The 18,983-nt window shown below is 41.6% G+C and carries 18 protein-coding genes; 11 read left to right on the forward strand and 7 right to left on the reverse strand.

The features are described 5' to 3' along the window. The first annotated feature begins 39 nt into the window (after window positions 1-39). A complete protein-coding gene (locus tag M472_RS33235; protein ID WP_021070223.1) occupies window positions 40-720 on the forward strand; it encodes a hypothetical protein in 681 nt (226 codons plus the stop codon). 644 nt (window positions 721-1,364) lie between these two features. On the opposite strand, the gene M472_RS33240 is transcribed toward M472_RS33235, so the two are convergent. Beyond that, window positions 1,365-1,922, reverse strand: a complete 558-nt coding sequence (locus M472_RS33240) for a hypothetical protein (RefSeq protein WP_144062700.1) — start codon at window positions 1,920-1,922, stop codon at window positions 1,365-1,367. 214 nt (window positions 1,923-2,136) lie between these two features. Here M472_RS33240 and M472_RS33245 point away from each other — a divergent pair, with 214 nt between their 5' ends. After that, window positions 2,137-3,567 (forward strand): SMI1/KNR4 family protein, encoded by a 1,431-nt coding sequence (locus tag M472_RS33245; RefSeq protein WP_021070225.1) that lies wholly within the window; start codon window positions 2,137-2,139, stop codon window positions 3,565-3,567. A gap of 94 nt (window positions 3,568-3,661) precedes the next feature. Here the strand turns inward: M472_RS33245 and M472_RS33250 are convergent, their stop codons facing one another. Continuing rightward, a complete protein-coding gene (locus M472_RS33250) occupies window positions 3,662-4,042 on the reverse strand; it encodes a winged helix-turn-helix transcriptional regulator (RefSeq protein ID WP_021070226.1) in 381 nt (126 codons plus the stop codon). Window positions 4,043-4,208: 166 nt separating this feature from the next. Here M472_RS33250 and M472_RS33255 point away from each other — a divergent pair, with 166 nt between their 5' ends. Then, complete coding sequence (locus tag M472_RS33255; RefSeq protein WP_021070227.1) at window positions 4,209-4,886, forward strand: YceI family protein; 678 nt, start codon at window positions 4,209-4,211, stop codon at window positions 4,884-4,886. Window positions 4,887-5,019: 133 nt separating this feature from the next. After that, entirely contained in the window at window positions 5,020-5,670 is a 651-nt protein-coding gene (locus M472_RS33260; protein WP_021070228.1) for a YiiX/YebB-like N1pC/P60 family cysteine hydrolase, read from the forward strand. Between the two features lie 57 nt (window positions 5,671-5,727). On the opposite strand, the gene M472_RS33265 is transcribed toward M472_RS33260, so the two are convergent. Together M472_RS33265 and M472_RS33270 are read right to left on the reverse strand one after the other, a co-directional pair. Then, entirely contained in the window at window positions 5,728-7,062 is a 1,335-nt protein-coding gene (locus M472_RS33265; protein ID WP_021070229.1) for an SWIM zinc finger family protein, read from the reverse strand. A 4-nt stretch (window positions 7,063-7,066) separates the two neighbouring features. Continuing rightward, complete coding sequence (locus tag M472_RS33270; RefSeq protein WP_021070230.1) at window positions 7,067-10,180, reverse strand: DUF6493 family protein; 3,114 nt, start codon at window positions 10,178-10,180, stop codon at window positions 7,067-7,069. Window positions 10,181-10,475: 295 nt separating this feature from the next. On the opposite strand from M472_RS33270, the gene M472_RS33275 reads away from it, so the two are divergent. After that, window positions 10,476-10,985: a YfbM family protein gene (locus M472_RS33275; RefSeq protein ID WP_021070231.1), complete on the forward strand. Its 510-nt coding sequence runs from the start codon at window positions 10,476-10,478 to the stop codon at window positions 10,983-10,985. Between the two features lie 3 nt (window positions 10,986-10,988). On the opposite strand, the gene M472_RS33280 is transcribed toward M472_RS33275, so the two are convergent. After that, the gene (locus tag M472_RS33280) at window positions 10,989-11,918 is read right to left on the reverse strand and encodes a tyrosine-protein phosphatase (RefSeq protein ID WP_021070232.1); all 930 of its coding nucleotides are present in this window, start codon (window positions 11,916-11,918) and stop codon (window positions 10,989-10,991) included. Between the two features lie 317 nt (window positions 11,919-12,235). On the opposite strand from M472_RS33280, the gene xpt reads away from it, so the two are divergent. Continuing rightward, window positions 12,236-12,805, forward strand: coding sequence for a xanthine phosphoribosyltransferase (gene xpt / locus M472_RS33285; RefSeq protein WP_021070233.1), 570 nt, complete (start codon window positions 12,236-12,238; stop codon window positions 12,803-12,805). Window positions 12,806-12,990: 185 nt separating this feature from the next. Here xpt and M472_RS33290 read toward each other — a convergent pair whose 3' ends face one another. Beyond that, complete coding sequence (locus M472_RS33290; protein WP_021070234.1) at window positions 12,991-13,641, reverse strand: carbonic anhydrase; 651 nt, start codon at window positions 13,639-13,641, stop codon at window positions 12,991-12,993. Window positions 13,642-13,930: 289 nt separating this feature from the next. On the opposite strand from M472_RS33290, the gene M472_RS33295 reads away from it, so the two are divergent. The 5 genes from M472_RS33295 to M472_RS33315 all read left to right on the forward strand — a co-directional run bounded on the left by M472_RS33295 (window position 13,931) and on the right by M472_RS33315 (window position 18,482). After that, complete coding sequence (locus M472_RS33295; protein WP_200859615.1) at window positions 13,931-14,185, forward strand: FeoA family protein; 255 nt, start codon at window positions 13,931-13,933, stop codon at window positions 14,183-14,185. Continuing rightward, entirely contained in the window at window positions 14,175-16,352 is a 2,178-nt protein-coding gene (gene feoB, locus M472_RS33300; RefSeq protein WP_021070236.1) for a ferrous iron transport protein B, read from the forward strand. The genes M472_RS33295 and feoB overlap by 11 nt, the downstream gene beginning before the upstream one ends. A 104-nt stretch (window positions 16,353-16,456) precedes the next feature. Beyond that, on the forward strand, window positions 16,457-17,659 hold the full coding sequence (gene gltS / locus M472_RS33305) for a sodium/glutamate symporter (RefSeq protein ID WP_021070237.1): 1,203 nt from the start codon (window positions 16,457-16,459) through the stop codon (window positions 17,657-17,659). A gap of 9 nt (window positions 17,660-17,668) precedes the next feature. Beyond that, window positions 17,669-18,061: a VOC family protein gene (locus M472_RS33310; protein WP_021070238.1), complete on the forward strand. Its 393-nt coding sequence runs from the start codon at window positions 17,669-17,671 to the stop codon at window positions 18,059-18,061. A gap of 7 nt (window positions 18,062-18,068) precedes the next feature. Then, entirely contained in the window at window positions 18,069-18,482 is a 414-nt protein-coding gene (locus M472_RS33315; RefSeq protein ID WP_021070239.1) for a GNAT family N-acetyltransferase, read from the forward strand. A 39-nt stretch (window positions 18,483-18,521) separates the two neighbouring features. On the opposite strand, the gene M472_RS33320 is transcribed toward M472_RS33315, so the two are convergent. Then, window positions 18,522-18,968 carry a GNAT family N-acetyltransferase gene (locus tag M472_RS33320; protein ID WP_021070240.1) on the reverse strand — a complete coding sequence of 149 codons (447 nt, stop codon included), beginning with the start codon at window positions 18,966-18,968 and terminating at the stop codon, window positions 18,522-18,524. Window positions 18,969-18,983: the final 15 nt, after the last annotated feature.

The following is an 18,983-nucleotide window of genomic DNA, read 5'->3' on the forward strand; positions in this document are numbered from 1 at the left end:
TATAAACAATAAACAAAGTGTTTCAATAACATTATGCACATGAAATTATACCCTACAATTGAAGAGGTCTTTGACCAACCTCTGAATTTTTACAAAACAGTATTCTTCCCACTCCTCACCATTGATCTAGAGGCTATGGACAAAGGAAAAGGAAAAGTTCATTTTCTGACCGTATGGGGAAATGGAAATCCTGAATTAAACTTTAAAGACGAACTGTTTAACTACGATTATATCAGATTTGATTGGTCAGGTGACAAATACAGTTTTAAAGGAGATCTGAGCAGTATAGAAACATTCGGCAAATTAGAAGAATGGTATCTAGAAGCCGAAGAGGAATATGTACAAAATAAAGTGGACTATCTTACACATAAAACCTGGGAAGAGGTCAACGACAGCCATCTGGCTAAGCAGAATAGACGTCGAAAAAAAATATCGTTTGAATACTACCATTATGTAAAGGGACTGATCAACTACTGGGTAACAAGAGACAAATATTTGGAAACAGGCAAATTTATCCAGGGAGGAGCCTATACAGATGATGACTCTGATCATGAAAGAAAGATCTATAATAAGCTAAGCAAAACAGGAATAACAACCCGTAGCAACGAATTGATTGGCAAAGTAACCGGATATGATTACAGTGGATTTGGCGAAGACGAAATCAGTCTTTATATCGATCGGAAGCAGAGCCAAGTGTTTCAAAAGTTCAGCTGGTCTTAATCAAGAAATCGTATACATAGTCTAACAAAAAACTGAACATGGATTACAGTTTTTTGTTGGGCTATCTCCATAAAACGCCACAACATAAGGATATGCGTTGAATTATTTTGTTTGCCTCTAGAGCAATAGCAAAACAGACGTCTCGCTAAAGATGGACGTTTCGATATGCTGACAGCTTGCTCAGCAATTATCTTTTATTCAGCTAAAAAGCAGTAGTAAAATAAAAATTACATTTAACCAAAAGATAAGGCTTGTTTTAAGCGATAAAGGATTAATAGGGTTGTTGGTTTGCATAAAATTTTCTATTAAATCTATACGCTACGCCACTCTACGCTAATCTCATTCCTAGTATTTATTAGTTAGCTATTCCAGTTCTCCAACAATATAGATGTTGTATAGAATCTGTCAACGTTAACAGCTATGGTCAAAAAAACACGAAAAAGATATTAAGTACTGCTTAATCAATACCTGAAAAACACGTTGGCTGTTCAAGGTACTATAGGTAGATGTCTTGTAGCACTCCAACTCATAACAAACTAGCCGCTTATTTGTTTTAAATAATTTTAAATAATTTTTTATTATTTAAAATTATCATCATAGGTTAGAATATGCGGGATCAGGTATAGTATAAAATCAATATACGATTAGCGACTTTTGGGATATACATAGCTCGAGGTATTGTCCACTCCTGCCAAAAACACAAACACCCAGCCCCAACGATTCTGTAACCTGTCCACATGCAGCTGTCCATCGTTATCAAGCCACAACTGAAACTGGTTATTTGCGATATGTCCATATACCAATGGAATCGGTATGATCGTTCGACTGTGTCGGGACACGAAATAATTATCTTTGAGTTTGCCATGGACTAGTATGCTCTTTTTTTCGACTCCCCCCTGAAGCCAGATTGCCTTGATCTGCCTGTCTCCTTTTGTCTCCAGTACAATCTCTGCATTCTTAAAATCAAGTGTGTCGATTTTATCATTCAGACTGAGTTGGTTCCACAGTGACAGTAACTCCATATCCGGATTGTTGACCGGAGTATTCCTATAGACACCGTCAAACGTCTGCAGACGAGGTATCATCTGTCCGCCCTCCTGTGTGGGTTGCTGAAGTGCCGAACAGCCGGATAGCACCATAAGGATAAGCAGGTACAACCTATCTAACCTCCATAGACTCTTACTTTGTTGATCAAATAACATATGCTGAAGATTTATTCTTCTTGGTTACTGCCGCTATCATTGTTTACCTATCAAAGATGCTGAATTTGTACTGTTCTTCAAAACGATTCTCATCTGTTGCAAAGTAGATATACGCCTACAAAATGACTACAATTAAGATATTCACTGGTTATCGGGATATAAAATCTGTTCTAAACACGCTACCTTTACATCTCACAAAGGTCTACCTTAGAAAATGAAGGATTATCAACTGCAAATACAGCGTATCAAAGACAAGCTCGCGGAAGCTAAAATAGCCGATATAGATTTTAAAGTCTTTGGTGCGGATGCACACCGATACGAATTGAACCCTCCTATTTCCTTAAAGGAGGTAGAGGAATTTGAACGTCTTCATAAGGTAAGCATTCCTATTGCTTATAAACTCTTCGTTACACAGGTGGGAAATGGAGGCCGATCGTATAATGGATCGGGGGCTGGACCTTTTTATGGTCTGTATGCGTTTGGAGAGCATTTTGCGATTTCATATGATACTTATGAAACGATGCAGATTCAATCTCCAACGAAGGTCTGTCCCGAAATGACAAAAGTAGAATGGCAGGCAGAAGTGGACTACATCGATGCTGCCGGGACTGATGATGTTGAATTTGAAAAGAGAGAAGCCGCATTATGGGGCGGTGTTTTGGTGATAGGTACACAAGGCTGCACCTTTCATCACGCATTGCTGCTCAATGGTCCACATATGGGACGAGTAGTGAATATTGATGATGGAGATCGACAATTGCCTCAATTTTCCTTTGAATCCGACTTTCTTGATTGGTATGAACGCTGGCTAGACGATGTCATAGAAGGCAACCTTTCTGAACGTAATTCAGGATCATTTGGTTATCAGATGGGCGGCCAGCAGGAAGACCTGCTGACTTTGTATATGAAAACTCCTGATCAGGCAATTAAACAGCACGCCTTGGAAGGTTTATTATTCAAGAAAAAATTATCGCCTTCTATCCTATCTCAATTAGAGCAGCGCTTTGATGAGCAACCACAAGAAATACAGTCTACCCTAACTGAAGTTCTATTGGCAAATGACTATGCCCTTGCTGTCCCCTATTTGAATAAACTGTTTAAAAGCAACATCAACAGAGCTGTAAAGCTGATTCATTGGTATGCTAAGGAGCATAAAAAGGAATGGGTACCACTTGTCAAAGAAAGCCTCCATAATGGAATGGATGAGGAAGCATTCCGTTTTGCATCCTATATCCTACAAGAGGATCCAAGGCTGGATTTTGAAGTTCTTAAACCTTTTGTTCAGCATGAAAATCCGGCCATAAGATCGCAGGTGTTCTATACATTCAGTTTTCTGAAAGACAAGAGCAATTACGAACAGGAATTCTTGATTGGACTGGATGAAACCAACAAGAGCGAAATCATTACGGTATTGCAATCGCTTGGTGATTTCAAGACGAAGGCTATTTTAAAAAAACTACAGGAACTGGTGTATAAATTTCCCTATACGGTTGTGGAGCCGGACGAACATGATATCATCTATTATACGGATGATACCGACGATCTTGTCTATATAACAAGTAACCTCGAAAGTGCACTGGATCGATATGAACTGGATTACGAATCCGTAAAAACAATCGATGTAGATCAATTTGAATTAGCTTAGCGGATATTAATCAAAACAGGAACAATGATGTCCTTTGTTTTTTCGACCAAGTCTGAAAGCAAGGTGTATCCTAAAACACATCGATTTTTCTAGATTAGCTGGCATTTTTGCTGTCTTTTGTCGTGTGGAGAGCGTTACGATAAGAGATTCCCCATTTCGCTATTTCGTCAATAATTGGACCTAATGTTTTTCCATATTCCGTTATCTCATAGACTACAGTAATTGGTTTGGTCTGCTGTACTGTACGTGTCACCAATTGATTTATTTCCATATCCTGAAGTTCTTTTGACAGCATTTTAGAACCGATGCCCTCTACTTCTCGCAACAGATCCATGAAGCGCATTTTATCCGTTTCGAGTAAAGTGCCCAGAATATGGAACTTCCACTTGCCTGAAAGGATCTCCATCGTATCTTTGATAGCAGTTATCCTTGTTTTACAGGTCTCACTATAATTGACCGACAGCTTTTTTTTCATAACATTCAGATATTTCCTTGTCTATTTCCCTTTGTTACAAAGTTATGGAACTCCACACAACTTCCCAACAGGAAAGTAGTTTCCAAAAGGAAACTAATGCGTATTGTGCAGTGACTTTGCTTTAGATTTGCAGACAATAAAATCAAACAACAATAAGATATACAAAATGAAGAAAACGTTTATTTTAGCATTCGCAGCAGCAACATTATTTGTGTCTTGTCAGGGATCAGGCGGTGATAAAACAGCTACCAGCAGCCAACAAGAGGTAGCAGAACAAAAAGGAGCAACGTATGTATTGGACCAAGATCAAAGTTCGCTAAAATGGACGGGGTATCATAAAGGTGGTTTTGATCCAAGATTTGGTACATTAAAGACTGAAGGTACCGTAGCTGTAGAGCATAATGCAATAACAGGTGGCTCGTTTACAATCGATATTAATTCAGTAGCAACTGACGAGAAATCAGTAGACTTGGCTAAGACTGGTGGTAAAACAGCCGCGAATCTGGATGAGCACCTAAAAAACGAAGATTTCTTTCAAGCAGACAAATTCCCAACAGCTAAGTTTGAGATCACGGGTGTTACGGCTTTTGACAAAGCCAATGATAAAAGTGTGATCGAAGGAGCAACAAATATCATCAGTGGTAACCTAACCATTAAAGACAAAACTGTAAACGTCACATTTCCTGCTAAGGTAGACATCACTGCCGATACGGTGCATGTGGTATCAAAATTCACCATTAATAGACAGGATTGGGGATTGACATATGGAACAGACGGAGATCCGAAGGACTGGGTAATCTCCCAAGAGATCGACATCGAATTGAATATACACGCTAAAAAATAGTGTGACTATGATTTTCTCTGCCTAAGGTTACAGGCAGAGAAAATTGCCGTTATAAGGCATTGTACTTCTCCTACGCAGCGCTGCATATTATATATTTTAGGCCAAAATCCATTAATTCTATATCTTCGTGCCTATGGAAAAGAAAATAACCGTTTTATTCGTATTGCTTTGCAATATATTCTTTCTTTGGGCACAAGACAGTACCGTTTATAAAGGGATAACGATTCAACAAGGCGATCTTTTGTTCGTGGGTGCCCAACCTGAAAATTTATCCGGTGCCATCAATCGGGTGACGCAACGCAATGCCGGTGATTCTTTTTCCCATATCGGGCTTATAGAAATCATACAAGGTATCCCTTACATCCTGCACGCTACGGGTAGTAAAGGTTCCGTAAAGGAATCTTTGGATAATATGATCGGTGACAATGACAGACAGCAATATGTCGTCTATCGAATCGACAGCATGTACATGGAGGCCATTCCTAAGGCATTGGAAAAAGCGCATCAGATGCTTGGAAAGCCTTATAACTGGAGCTATGTACTGACTGACAGTTCATACTACTGTTCGGATTTCGTAGAGCGGGCCTTCCGTCATATTGCACTCTTTCGACTCGAGCCGATGACATTCAAAAACCCGCAAACAGGTACATTTGATGATTTTTGGTTATCGTTTTATGATAAACTAGGAATAGCGGTGCCGGAGGGAGAGTTGGGCTGTAATCCGAATGGGTTAGCGGCCAGCACAAAAATCTATCGAGTAGGTACATTAGAAATAGAAAAATAGGTTAACTATAAAGGGTCGCTATGTGCGCCCCTTTATAGTTAACCTAATCCCCTATCACTAGCCATTTACCATTTTAACGGCAAGGATATGCTTACACAGTCCTCTTTTGCCCTGATGATTGGTAAACCAATTACAGGTGCACTGTTGCTTATCTCCCTGAATGATGACGGTATGCTGTACTCCTGATCCTTCTACACGGGCTTCTATATAAGCTGCTGTATTCTTTATAAACTGAACACCGGCTGTTGCCACAAGTTTCTTTGCATTTTTGAGCCTTGGATTCAAAGCCAGAATCCGTTCCATCTTAAAGGGCAGGCGTCTGTAATAGTGTTGATGGCTATGCAGGTCGTAACCTAATAAACCAATAGATGACAGCGATGCGGACAGCGTATCCATTGTATCAAAGTCTACATCATGCTCTATCGATAACATGGTCGGATCAAAGAGCTCATTGGACTTGAGCAAACCATTGACAGCATGTATCCATTCATCGGGTACAGCCTTAATCATGTTTTCAAGCACATTGCCCTCTCCGGAGAACCCTCTATAACTATCTGGCGAAAGTGCCAGAGTCAGTCTCATCTTTCCAAAATCGGCTACAAAAGCGGCACTTTCCGCTCCTTTCTCTTGATAGACGATCAATTTGTCGGCGTAGGTCAGCAATCCCTCCAGAAGTCTTAACCGTTGAATGCCTCCGATACGGACAGCATCGCCCGTACCAATCGGTGAAAAGATAAACCTATTGGCCCGCTTAGTCAAATAGAACTCTCCTTTCGCATTTCCTTTGGGAATCCCTTGAAATAGCTGAATAAGCTGTATCTTATTCAATTCAAACTGTACCTCCATACCTGCCAAGTACAATTGCACAGAGGTGAGTCCTTTGATCCAACGTGGTGGTAAAGTTACTTTCTTTTCAATGACTTTGGCTTTATCTGTACTGATAGCGACTTCTTGACTTCCTACCCCAAGCACCATCTTTTCTGTCTTTTTTACAGCATTCAAAGCATTGAGCATAGGCTCATTGAAATCTACGTTGGTCGTACCACTTGCTATAAATTCGCCGTCTATAGCGTCTTCTAATAAATCCAACCGTGCATACACGCCGTTACACGATGAAAAACCTTCAAAACGGATCTGATTAGTTCCCGCAGAGACGATAGGGTCGCGGAGACTCGGAGGCACAGGGCCAAAACTGGAGCGCACGACTTTGGACAAGGTCAATAGGCATTTAGAGGTCAATAAAGGATCAGTCAAACTTCCCCAAAAGAAACAGGGCACATTGGCCACTTCAGCCAGTTCCGACTGATGTGCCAACACCAATTGCTGTATCCCCGACTGTTGGGTCAGCTGCGACTGTCTTGCATAGCTAATTGCTAAATCTTGTTCTGCCATATGGTTATTTTCTTATTTTCTTTAAAACCGGTTGTAGGCTTTTATAAGCCTCTAAACGTTCGAATACCTGACTCTGTTCTGCTGTGAGACTATGCTGTTCCTTCGTCTGCAGATCATAGTAATACGCTATGATTTTTTTAAAATTGGTGGGCATCTTATCCGCTAGACTATAATGCTGCAATGCGACATCCAATACCTGCAACAGGGCATTGTTATGTTTGGAAGAGATATCTCGGCATTGTTCCAAAACCTCTACAAAGCGACCTATCGGCCCATAACCATGACTCAGTAAAACACCTAAGCACTGTCCTAATACATCCGGTTGTAACCTATTCTCCTCTATAGTTGCTATCAGCACCTCGACTGACATCGCACGCACCTCTTTTTCTTTGTTAAAAGTAGACGTAGCCAAATACAGATTAGACTGCCCGTCCATTCTGAAAAAACCGTGCAGCATCTGATTCAGATAGGACGCTGGAGCCTTCCCTCCGATATCGCTCTTGCTATTGAGCCCTAATGTCAAGAACATAGAAAGACTCTCGGTATTCTGTGGCATCAGACTATGCAAATAAGGGATATCCATCCTATGGAGGTAATAGGCCGCAATAGAACTCTTGCCGCGGCTATAGATATCTTTATGATACAGAAAAGTATCAATACCTTGCTTGAATGCAGGTAGTGGATAATTCAATTCATCCCCATTGTATACTTGTTCAGATTTTCTAGTAACGTAATTATACCCATTGTAGTAGGTAGGCTCAATGGTCAGTGCCGGCCGAAAAGGTCTGGCCGCAAATGGGATATCGGTTAACGGCTCCTGATCAAACTCCTCGAAGTATTCATCGGGATAATGGGTACGCGCCACCGTGGCCCATACGCCAAGCCACAGTAACTCTGCTGAGTCTTTCGAACTCAATAGATTCTTGAGCCATGACCGCTGTTGTGTCTTGATAGCCGTATCGACCCCGAATGCGTAGTTCAATACCTCGCGCATCTGCGGATCATTTACCTGCGAGACCAAAGGTATGGCCTTATCTAGTTCCTCCCTGACGGTACGGCTCAATGCAATCGCTAAATCGACAAAATCAATCTTCACCCCTGCCTGTTGATAGTCGAGAAGACGTTGGGTCAATACTGCAGGAGCAATCCAAAAAGGCTTATGACTTGGCAAGCTCAATAATGGTAGGTTTATGCCGTCTATGAGATGCTGTTGCAACTGTTGCATCTGATTCCCCATAAGGCTCATCCATTTGGAATAATTGGTATTACGGTCCTTATTCTGATATACTGTCTTTGGCCTGTAATACATATTCAAGAATACACTTGAGAAATGATCAAAACAAGCAGATTCGCGGTAGATACCACTTAATTGTTTGACGTAAGGTTCCAGTTGTTTTCTATAATCGGCTGGAAATGTGGGGGCATATTGCACCCAAGCATTCATCAGTATTTCTATCGCTATGGGGTCTGTCCCACCAATCACTTCGCCTATCTTGAAAAAGATATCATTCCATGTCTGCGGATAGTCTATTGTCTCGCTCAGATAGCTTACCTCTACTGGATCAAATGCATAGGCCTCCCTACTTTCTCCGTTCAGGACGGACAAGATCTCTTCTTCGGAATAAGCTGCGTCTTGAAATAAGGCCTGCATATCAGTCGCTACCGCCCCCATCATCTGAGGCCTGTAAATCTGTAATTTAGAGGCCAGTTCTTCGCTGGATTCCTGCTGATGTTTCAAGATGAATTTCGCGGCTCTCTCCTGCAACGCTAAATCTGGAATCATAAACAGATCTGCTGCCAGCAAGGCAAGACGTGCCTTTAGTTCCGGATATTGTTTTAATAGTTTATCAAACTGTATCAAAAGCGTCTTAAGACTGGTCTTAACGTCGCTACGCATAAAAATTCCTTCACTCCAATCTAAAAACTCTGTCAGTTGAAAATCAGGATGTGCCAAAAATGGTTTAAGATAGTCTACTGTAAAATTGACTACAGCACTATGTTCGGCATGCAACAACGGGAAGAACTTCTGTTGATGGCTCAAAACCACGTCTTCTGGCAATTGCAGACGATCTATCAGTTTTCTAAAGTAACTTTTGAGATTAATATTCCAATTTTTGGTCTGGGCTTCCAACGCACCTGTTACAATCAGATCGCGATCGATCTTACCGGCCTCCAAGAGGGTGCTGAATACCTTGTCCCAGGTCAGTTCATTGACGCTATTTTGATAGCTGTAGTCGTGGTATATATTTTGAATATTAGTTTCATATTCAAATACCAACGGGATATCCCGCTGAATAGTCAGTTCATCTTCGGTCAAAACTTTAAAATGTTTTCCCGACTCCTTGTAGTTGACCGATGATACAGAACCCGCATACAACTCGGGCTCAAACTGTATGTGTCCTAAGTCCTCTAAACGTCTCAGCTTGGAGTACGTTAGTCTTTGCCACTCATTGCGTCGGGCCAGCTGTAAGAGATAACCTCCCAACCAATCGGGCTTAGCGTATGTCAGAATATTTTCTACATCAGGACTTTCAACCTGCTCCATAAGTTCATAAAAAATATCCCAACTACCCGCATCAGATCCCGAAAAGGTGGCTAAAGCAAGTAATTTGACGATACGTTGCTGTTCCTTATTCCCTCTGGTTCCCCAATCGTACTGTGCCTTTTTGCGATACACGGGGTCTTTGGAGAGGTCGACATAATCAACCCAATATCTTTTAGCTGCACGGATTTCCTTTTTCAGCACTTCTAGATTACCGGTAGCATACTCTTCCAAATAAGGTATGATATCACGAACTTTACCTTCACTGATCAATGTCTTCATCGCTGCGACCGCTTCTTCCTTGCGCTGGTTACTTGCTGTAGGCTTACGTGCAGACGTTAACTTGCCCGTAGATGGTACATCGACACTTCCATCTTCTGAATACCCTTTTTTGGTCTTTTCAGCGATGAGCTTTTCTGCGTCTTTTAGACAAGCCTCTTCCGAATCGAATGTTTTACTTTTACTTTGTCCCGACGTCCCATTACGTCCGTAAGTGACCGTATGGGTCGTGCCTTCTGTCTGTATCTCCCAAAATTTGTCAGATGTACCGTCGATGTATTTTAGATGCTTGAACATGATATTTTTTAACGTATTTTCGATTCTTTCCTTTATTTGTTTCCTCTGAAATGTAATACAAAACTATGCACGAACAATTGTCATGCCATGGCCTATTGTATTTATAACAGCCACATGTCTTATTTAGCCACCATCCAGATCAATAACAGTATTAAACTTATTATCGGCTAAACCTTTACTCTCCGAAATATAGAGAATTAAAAATTAGCTAGGAATACAAATGTCAAATAGCGATCTTTAGAAAGCAGTAATATGAACGTTGTTTTCTAAGAATACATTAATTAAAAACATAGATATGGGAATGATAGCAGGGTACCTTATGGTTGATGAAGGGACTTTAGACAGTCTGATGGATCTAAAAAATGAGGATCTGGCCAATCGTATTTTTGAAATAGAGGAAAGCGGAGAAGCGGAAAGTATGGATATTGACAAATTATGGGATGCGCTGCACTTCTTTCTCACTGGTGTCTCTGCCGCCGATCCCATTGAAGAGAATAAGCTCAGTGAAGCTATCGTAGGCGTACACGGTTTCAACCTGGATGACGAGGAAGCTGATTTTATAGCCTGTATTGAACAGGACGAACTCCATGGTATCATTGAGGCCTTGGAGAAAATAGACTTTGAATCTTTAAGCGAAAATTTTACTCCTTCTAATATGAAGGAGTATGACGTGTATCCCAATGGTATATGGCAAGAAGACAAAGAGCTACTATTAAGAGAATTCAGACAAGCGTTGGCGGAGTTATTAGCTTTTTACAGGAAGGCAGTGGCCATGCACCGCCATGTTATCGTGAGTATTTTATAAGGTTTAATAGAGATACATCTTCTTCATCTTGGCCGTATCCACTTTCAAAACATCGGTCAAATAATTCTCTACAGTACCAAACTCCTTTTTCATATAGACAATACCTGATTGGAGGTACTCCGGTTTGACTGTCAGCAACGGTTCTAGATTTGGATACTGATCGATATACTTCTTGTATTTATCAGCCAGAAAGACCTGCGACTGCATATAGTCCTGGAGCACTACGTCCTCGTCCACACCAAGCGCAAAAAGGAAAAGTGCCGCAGCCATACCTGTTCGATCCTTTCCGGCGGAGCAATGAAATGCCAAAGGCAGAGACTCTTCATTTTGCAGAAGTCTAAAGAAAGTTCGATATTGATTAATGCTTTCTCGGTCAGTCAACAGAGCTCTATTCAAGTCCATCATCATCGTATCCAGCTGTTCCTTCGGAAGCCTTACAACATCAGACAATGAGGATACGGAAAGATTGCCCGGAGCGATAGTCAGATTATATACCTTGCCTTGATCAATCTTCTTACTGGGCTCTTGCTTTCTCTCCTCCTCTGTTCTAAAGTCAACTATACTGGACAAAGACAAACTATTGAGATATTGCAGGTCATTTTCAGTCAAATGTGCCCAATCGCCGGTACGAAACACTTCGCCCCATTTCACGAATCGGCCGTCAGCCGTTTTCATACCTCCAAGATCCCTAAAATTATATCCGCCTTCCATTGGCAACAATCGCTCAGCTATAAAGGCGGTTCCAGTAGGTGTTACCAATTGAAAATACGAACGGTAAGCACGTTTTCCATGGAGCGCAAACTCGCCTTTGCCCTCGCCCTGAGCCACAGGCTTGGACCGATCAATAGCATCAACAGATCTCCGTTCGTACAACTTCCATTTCTCATCAACATCTAGTATCAATATGGGTTCATCGGCTTGCTTATCTCTCATTAGTGTTGCTTTGTTTGTTAAATCTTGTCCTGTATAACCTATCCGATGCTGATTACATGCTGATAAGCTGAGGATAATTGATGATACAAAAAGCAGTTTTTTCAAGGTATTATTATTGCCATGGATTATACTCCACGTAATTTACAATTACCTGAAGGTAACCATTTTTCATCATATAAAAAGACATTTATTTCCTAATTATACTCCTGAACTCCTCCACGTATAATAGTGCATGCGCTCTCCAAGAGGAGAAAAACAGAATAAGATCCCCGTTATCGTCAGGTTATTTTATCTTTGCGGTCAACTATTTTTTTTACATGAAATTATTGAAAGATCGTATCCTGAAGGATGGCAAGAGCTTTGAAGGCGGAATATTGAAGGTAGACAGCTTTATCAACCACCAAATGGATCCGATATTAATGAAATCAATTGGTGTTGAATTCGTACGCCGTTTTGGACATTTACCCATTAACAAGATTGTAACCATCGAAGCGAGTGGTATTGCTCCAGCGATCATGCTCGGCTACCTTCTAGAACTCCCTGTTGTCTTTATTAAAAAAGCCGTACCGAAGACAATGGAAAATATGTTGACTGCATCAGTATACTCTTTTACCAAAGATAAAACCTATGATATCTGTGTAAGTCAAGATTTCCTGACGCCCAATGATCAGGTCGTATTTATCGATGATTTTCTGGCAAACGGCAATGCTGCCATGGGCGTACACCAGCTTATCGAAAAAGCTGGAGCCAGTCTATTGGGTATGGGATTCATCATCGAAAAATCTTTTCAGAAAGGACACGAGCTTCTGCGTGAATTAAACATACCTATAGAGTCCTTGGCCCGTATCAAGTTTCTAGGTGACAACAGAATTGAATTTGAAGAATAACAAATGTTCTACCTGTAAACAGGGATTTTTGACGTAGAAGACTTCGACAATAAGCTATGTCCTCCCTACATACCACTACAAAAAACCCGAAAAGAAAGGCCTATTTGGACGACTCTTTGGTTAAAGATTATAGAAGACCTGATCGCATTTTTACCGCTATCAGGTCTATACATTCTTCGATAGAACTATTCTTCCACTTTTACACGATAGATCTTAACCATATCTAGCCCCTTATCCCCAAGTGCCTTCATAAAATCCTGTGTCAGATCGATAAGCTTACCGGTTTTCACATCAAACACCCAGCCATGCAAGGTTACCTGGTGATTCAATATGGCATGTTGCACTTCTGGAATCTTAACTACATTAAGACATTGCTCTGCCACATTTAATTCCACAAGTCTATCGTAACGCTCATCCATATTTTCTATTGCGTTTAAGTGTGCTTGATGCAACCGGTACACATCTCGGATGCACCCCAACCAGGGGTTGAGAATACCTAAGTGCTCATGCTCCATAGCCGATTTGACTCCTCCGCAATTGTAATGTCCACAGATTACAATATGTTTCACTTTGAGGTGACTCACTGCATATTCTATAACCGATTTAGAGTTCAAATCCGTATTAGGGATAATATTTGCAATATTACGATGTACAAAAACCTCCCCAGGCTCCACCCCCATCAATTCTTCTGCCGAAACACGACTATCCGAACAGCCTATATAAAGAATCTCCGGAGATTGCCCTGCTGCAAGCTTTTCAAAATAAGTCGGATCGATAACAAGTTGCTTTTTAATCCATTCTTCGTTACTCTTAAAGATGTTATTGATGTCTGTCATAGATAATTATTTGGAGTAAAGTATTAATACATGTGTTTTCACTAAATGATAGATAGTAGGAAAGATACAACTATTATTACCTATATCGTATTCGGATCACCTATTTTTTTTAATCTTCCGACAACAACAGCTATAGTCCATCTATCACTATACTATATAGTACGAATGTATATCTCTGCTTGCTACAGAATTAAACAAAAAAAACCAACAACTTAATTGTTAGATTTGTCTAATTTAATTCATACCTTTGTATAACTAAATGCAGCAGTGACTGTATATCAAAAAGCTTATGATGGATTTAACATCTTTACAGAAAGGGCAGCAAGCGAAGGTCAAGGGCATAAAAGAAGGGTGTCCATACGAAATTAAACAACGATTATTGGACTTGGGTTTTGTTCACGGAGCCGCTATTCGCATCCAAAATATAAGTCCACTGGGTGATCCAATTGCCTATGAGATACATCGTACATTGATATGCTTGAGAAAAGAGGATGCGCTGTATGTAGGTATCGAAATTAAAGAAGGAAACAAAGATGATAAATAGTGCATGTGATAATTGTGAACTCAACCCCAATGCCAACCTCAAGAGACTGGGAGAAAGCGCTGGAGAAGCTCGCTATACCATAGCATTGGCAGGCAATCCCAATACAGGTAAGAGTACGGTATTCAATGCGCTTACAGGATTAAAGCAGCATACCGGAAATTGGCCTGGCAAGACTGTCACCAGAGCAGAGGGAAGGTTTTCTTACCAAGATAATACATACAAGATAGTCGATCTTCCAGGTACTTATTCCTTACTCTCCACATCAGAGGACGAAGAAGTAGCCAGGGACTTTATTCTATTCGGCAAGCCGGATGTCACGGTTGTAGTTGTTGATGCCAGCCGCCTGGAACGTAACCTGAGTCTCGCCTTGCAGATTCTACAGATTACAGATAAAGTGGTGCTCTGTCTCAATCTTATGGATGAGGCCAGCCGACATGGCATTCATATTGATGTCAGAACGATTTCTAAAGATCTCGGCATACCCGTAGTGGCTACCAGTGCGCGCAAGAAGGAGGGTATCTCTGAATTGCTCGCAGCTATTCGACAAGTGGCCATTGGAGCCTTTAATACAAAAAAACAGCAACACGTACGGTTTACAGGCCAAAGTGGTGAAGCCGTTGAAGATATTTCCTGGCAGTTGGCCCAATTGGATCCTAGTCTCCCCAATACACAATGGCTTGCCATGCGCCTTATCGAGGGCGATGCCCATATTGTAAATGCATTAAACAAGGGGGATATCTCTCCCCATATAAAAGACAAGCATGCTGTAGCTATATTAAAGGAAGCACATGCGTATCAAGAGCAAATTGGCAATGAGTATCGCGACAAGATCGTAGAGGCGATATATACCAGATCAAATAAACTGGTGAAGGACACCGTCTCCTCCGATTTGTCCAGCCGATCATTCCGTATCGATCGCACCATCGATAATATCGTCACCCATCGCTTCTGGGGATTTCCAATTATGCTGATACTATTGGGGCTTGTTCTTTGGCTTACCATTATCGGAGCCAACTATCCCTCGGAACTGCTTTCCACGTTATTATTAGAGCAACTATATCCGCTATTGAAGACCGCGGCTGGAGCCCTTCATCTCCCCTGGTGGTTGGATGGCTTCCTGATTGATGGAGTGTACCTCGCGACTGCATGGGTGATTGCTGTGATGCTACCACCTATGGCCATTTTCTTTCCCCTTTTTACACTTTTGGAAGATTTTGGTTATCTACCTCGGGTAGCATTTAATCTCGACAGCCTATTTAAGGGAGCAGGAGCCCATGGCAAACAAGCTCTTACGATGAGTATGGGCTTTGGCTGTAACGCTGCTGGTGTAGTAGCTACTCGTATCATCAACAGTCCACGAGAGAAGCTGATTGCTATCATTACGAACAACTTCTCGCTTTGTAACGGGCGATGGCCGACGCAGATATTGATTGCTACCATATTCTTGGGTGCTTTGGTTCCTAAACAATGGGCCGGTACGGTCTCCATGTTGGCAGTAGTATTTATAGCTGTACTCGGTATAGCTTTTACATTTTTCACTTCTTGGTTGCTGTCAAGGACATTATTGAAAGGAGAGTCTTCTTTTTTCACGCTTGAACTACCGCCATACCGTCCACCGCGTTTTCTACAAACGATCTATACCTCACTAATCGACCGGACATTGATCGTCCTTTGGCGGGCCATCATATTTGCTGCACCAGCTGGTGCGGTCATCTGGCTGATATCAAATATCGATATTGGCAACCAGAGCATCGCACTTTGGATGATAGAGGGGCTCGACCCAATGGGAATACTAATCGGATTGAACGGTGTCATTTTATTAGCCTACATAGTCGCTATTCCCGCAAATGAAATCGTTATTCCCACCATCCTCATGCTTACGACTATGGTATTAGGCAACACATCTATGGGACAGGGTGCCGGCGTCATGTTTGAAGTGGGTGACGCTGAAGTAGCGACATTATTACACACGGCAGGATGGACGACCCTGACCGGCATCAACTTGATGCTTTTCAGCCTGCTCCATAATCCCTGCAGTACAACCATTTACACCATATATAAGGAGACTGGAAGCCGTAAATGGACGACAGTTGCAACTATCCTCCCCATCTTGTATGGAATCATAGTTTGTTTTCTAGTTGCCAGCATATGGAATTATTTTCAATAGCGGAGTTTTGTCGTGTTGGCATTTGCGATTCATTGTCCTGACATATTTTTAGTACATTTATAGCCTGTTTATCGCATAAACAATCATAACTAAATAATGTACATATGATTTTTGGATTATTTGAAACGCTTACTACAGCATGCTTAGTACTACTATTGGGTTTTTTTCTCGTAAAAAAAGTAAAGTTCTTTCGGGACTATAACATTCCCGAGCCGGTGGTCGGTGGATTTTTTATTGCAATAATACTGTATCTTATTTATCATTTTTACGGTATCAGTTTTCAATTTGAAGGCTCTCTTCAAACTGCTATGATGCTTATATTTTTCTCTTCAATCGGACTGAGTGCAGATTTTGCCAAACTGAAGAAAGGAGGCAAACCCCTTCTCATATTTATTGGGGTAACAGGTACTTTTATCTTTGTTCAAAACCTTTTTGGGGTCTCCGTAGCCAAACTGGTGGGCTTAGACCCCAGTTACGGATTAATAGCGGGCTCTATCACCCTTACCGGCGGACACGGTACAGGTGCGGCATGGGCTGAAAATCTGACAAATACTTTCCAAATAGAAGGAGCTATGGAACTGGCTATGGCCTGTGCAACCTACGGTCTCGTGATGGGCGGCATAATCGGTGGCCCAGTGGCCAATTTTTTATTAAAAAAGAAAAATATAAATCCGTCTGCCAAATTAAACACCGAAGAGGTTCCGATAGAACCCTTTGAAAATCCAGAATCCAAGCGCCGTATGAACGTCCACAATGTTATCGAGACGTTGACTATGCTTGCCGTTTGTGTGACCCTTGGACAGCTCTTATATGAAAGCATGAAGGGATCCGCTTACGAATTACCAAACTTTGTGTGGAGCTTGCTGATTGGTGTAATCATTCGAAATATACTCGCCCATACCACAACCTATATCGTTAACGATCATGCAGTAGATACACTTGGCAATACGGGCCTATACTTATTTTTGACCGTAGCATTGATGTCATTACAACTATGGCAACTTTCAGGTTTAGCCACCCAAGTTCTTATCGTATTGCTCCTACAAACACTAATGATGATTCTGTTTGCTATTTTCGTGACCTACCGGGTTATGGGCAAAGATTATGACGCCATCGTACTGAGCGCCGGACACTGTGGTTTTGGATTGGGAGCGACCCCCACAGCCATCGCCAACATGCAAGCGATCACACTCCGCTACGGCCCCTCTCATAAAGCGTTTTTAATCGTACCTATGGTTGGAGCTTTCTTTGTCGACTTGATCAACAATGTATTCATCAAATTTTTCGTCAGCCTATTGACCATGTAATTCCAAGCCATGATCAAGTTCAAATATACGATCCTCTACGTTGCCGATGTAGCACAAGCTATATCTTTCTATGAACGCACCTTTCAATTTCGGAAAAAATTTATTACCCCTGAAAATGATTATGGCGAGTTAGATACCGGTGATACGACAATTTCTTTTGCTTCTCATACACTAGCTTCAAAAAACATAACAGACGGTTTCATTGCCAGTGATCATTCTCACCCCCCCTTTGGTATAGAACTCGGCATCACGACCGATACAGTCGAAGAACTTGTTCAGCGGGCTCTGCATAATGGGGCGACCCTTGTTGCATCTCCGGTATGCAAACCCTGGGGGCAAACAGTTGCTTACATCCGTGATATCGATGGTTTCCTTATTGAAATCTGCACACCCATTTCATAATTAGAACATGAGATACCAAGCTCTATATAAATCACCTGAAGTATCCCAATACAGGCACCTACGGGAGGCCTCGGGGCTCTCGCCAAAGACAGAAGAAGCCGCTGCTATCGGACTCCGCAATTCACTTTGTTGCGTCATCATTACCGATCTTGAAAACGACAATGAAACAGTCGGCATGGGCCGATTGGTCGGTGACGGCGGATGCCACTGTCAGGTTGTTGACATCTGCGTATTGCCCCAACATCAAAAACAAGGACTCGGAAAACTCATTATGCAAAAGCTGCATGATTTTATCGAAGATAAACTACCCGAATCCTGCTATGTCAACCTAATCGCGGACGGCGAAGCCTACAGACTATATGAACAGTACGGATTTAAATCCGTCTGGCCCAATTCTAGAGGAATGGGGCGCGTAAAATAAAGAGGAGCATATTTTGATATGCTCCTCCTTCTACTTTATTTATTTCCACCAGTAGTAATAATTATGGGCACCATCATACTGAAATCCACATCGTGGGTACAAGGAATTACCTATATCATTTGTTTTCTCCGTTTCCAGCATCAAACCACAAGCTCCAGTCTCCTCACACCACTGTTTACTCCGGTCAATGAGTGCTACCGACAATCCTCCTCCCCTATAGTCTGGGTGTACAAATAGATCGCTCAATAACCACTGGCGCTCCAACTTGGTATAGTGAAACAGTTTGTACAACTGTGCAAAACCTACGGCTTTACCATCTACCATAACTAAAAAAATTTCCGATTCGCTGTTTAGGAATCTTTCTTTAAGAAATGCCTTCCCTTTTTCCAGATCGGATTCTTGCCGATAGAAAATACGATATAGATTAAATAATTCGGCTGTCTGATCGAGATCTTCGAGACTGGCTTTTTTGACTGTGTAATTCATTGCTTCTTATAGTTT

The organism is Sphingobacterium paucimobilis HER1398, assembly GCF_000416985.1.
Taxonomy (GTDB): domain Bacteria; phylum Bacteroidota; class Bacteroidia; order Sphingobacteriales; family Sphingobacteriaceae; genus Sphingobacterium; species Sphingobacterium paucimobilis.

Coding starts and splice junctions, on each gene's coding strand:
- M472_RS33270 (WP_021070230.1), bottom strand. CDS start 10,180: ATGTTCAAGCATCTAAAATACATCGACGGTACATCTGACAAATTTTGG.
- M472_RS33255 (WP_021070227.1), top strand. CDS start 4,209: ATGAAGAAAACGTTTATTTTAGCATTCGCAGCAGCAACATTATTTGTG.
- M472_RS33320 (WP_021070240.1), bottom strand. CDS start 18,968: ATGAATTACACAGTCAAAAAAGCCAGTCTCGAAGATCTCGATCAGACA.
- M472_RS33275 (WP_021070231.1), top strand. CDS start 10,476: ATGGGAATGATAGCAGGGTACCTTATGGTTGATGAAGGGACTTTAGAC.
- M472_RS33290 (WP_021070234.1), bottom strand. CDS start 13,641: ATGACAGACATCAATAACATCTTTAAGAGTAACGAAGAATGGATTAAA.
- feoB (WP_021070236.1), top strand. CDS start 14,175: ATGATAAATAGTGCATGTGATAATTGTGAACTCAACCCCAATGCCAAC.
- M472_RS33260 (WP_021070228.1), top strand. CDS start 5,020: ATGGAAAAGAAAATAACCGTTTTATTCGTATTGCTTTGCAATATATTC.
- M472_RS33265 (WP_021070229.1), bottom strand. CDS start 7,062: ATGGCAGAACAAGATTTAGCAATTAGCTATGCAAGACAGTCGCAGCTG.
- M472_RS33310 (WP_021070238.1), top strand. CDS start 17,669: ATGATCAAGTTCAAATATACGATCCTCTACGTTGCCGATGTAGCACAA.
- M472_RS33315 (WP_021070239.1), top strand. CDS start 18,069: ATGAGATACCAAGCTCTATATAAATCACCTGAAGTATCCCAATACAGG.
- M472_RS33280 (WP_021070232.1), bottom strand. CDS start 11,918: ATGAGAGATAAGCAAGCCGATGAACCCATATTGATACTAGATGTTGAT.
- M472_RS33245 (WP_021070225.1), top strand. CDS start 2,137: ATGAAGGATTATCAACTGCAAATACAGCGTATCAAAGACAAGCTCGCG.
- xpt (WP_021070233.1), top strand. CDS start 12,236: ATGAAATTATTGAAAGATCGTATCCTGAAGGATGGCAAGAGCTTTGAA.
- M472_RS33235 (WP_021070223.1), top strand. CDS start 40: ATGAAATTATACCCTACAATTGAAGAGGTCTTTGACCAACCTCTGAAT.
- M472_RS33295 (WP_200859615.1), top strand. CDS start 13,931: ATGATGGATTTAACATCTTTACAGAAAGGGCAGCAAGCGAAGGTCAAG.
- M472_RS33240 (WP_144062700.1), bottom strand. CDS start 1,922: ATGTTATTTGATCAACAAAGTAAGAGTCTATGGAGGTTAGATAGGTTG.
- M472_RS33250 (WP_021070226.1), bottom strand. CDS start 4,042: ATGAAAAAAAAGCTGTCGGTCAATTATAGTGAGACCTGTAAAACAAGG.
- gltS (WP_021070237.1), top strand. CDS start 16,457: ATGATTTTTGGATTATTTGAAACGCTTACTACAGCATGCTTAGTACTA.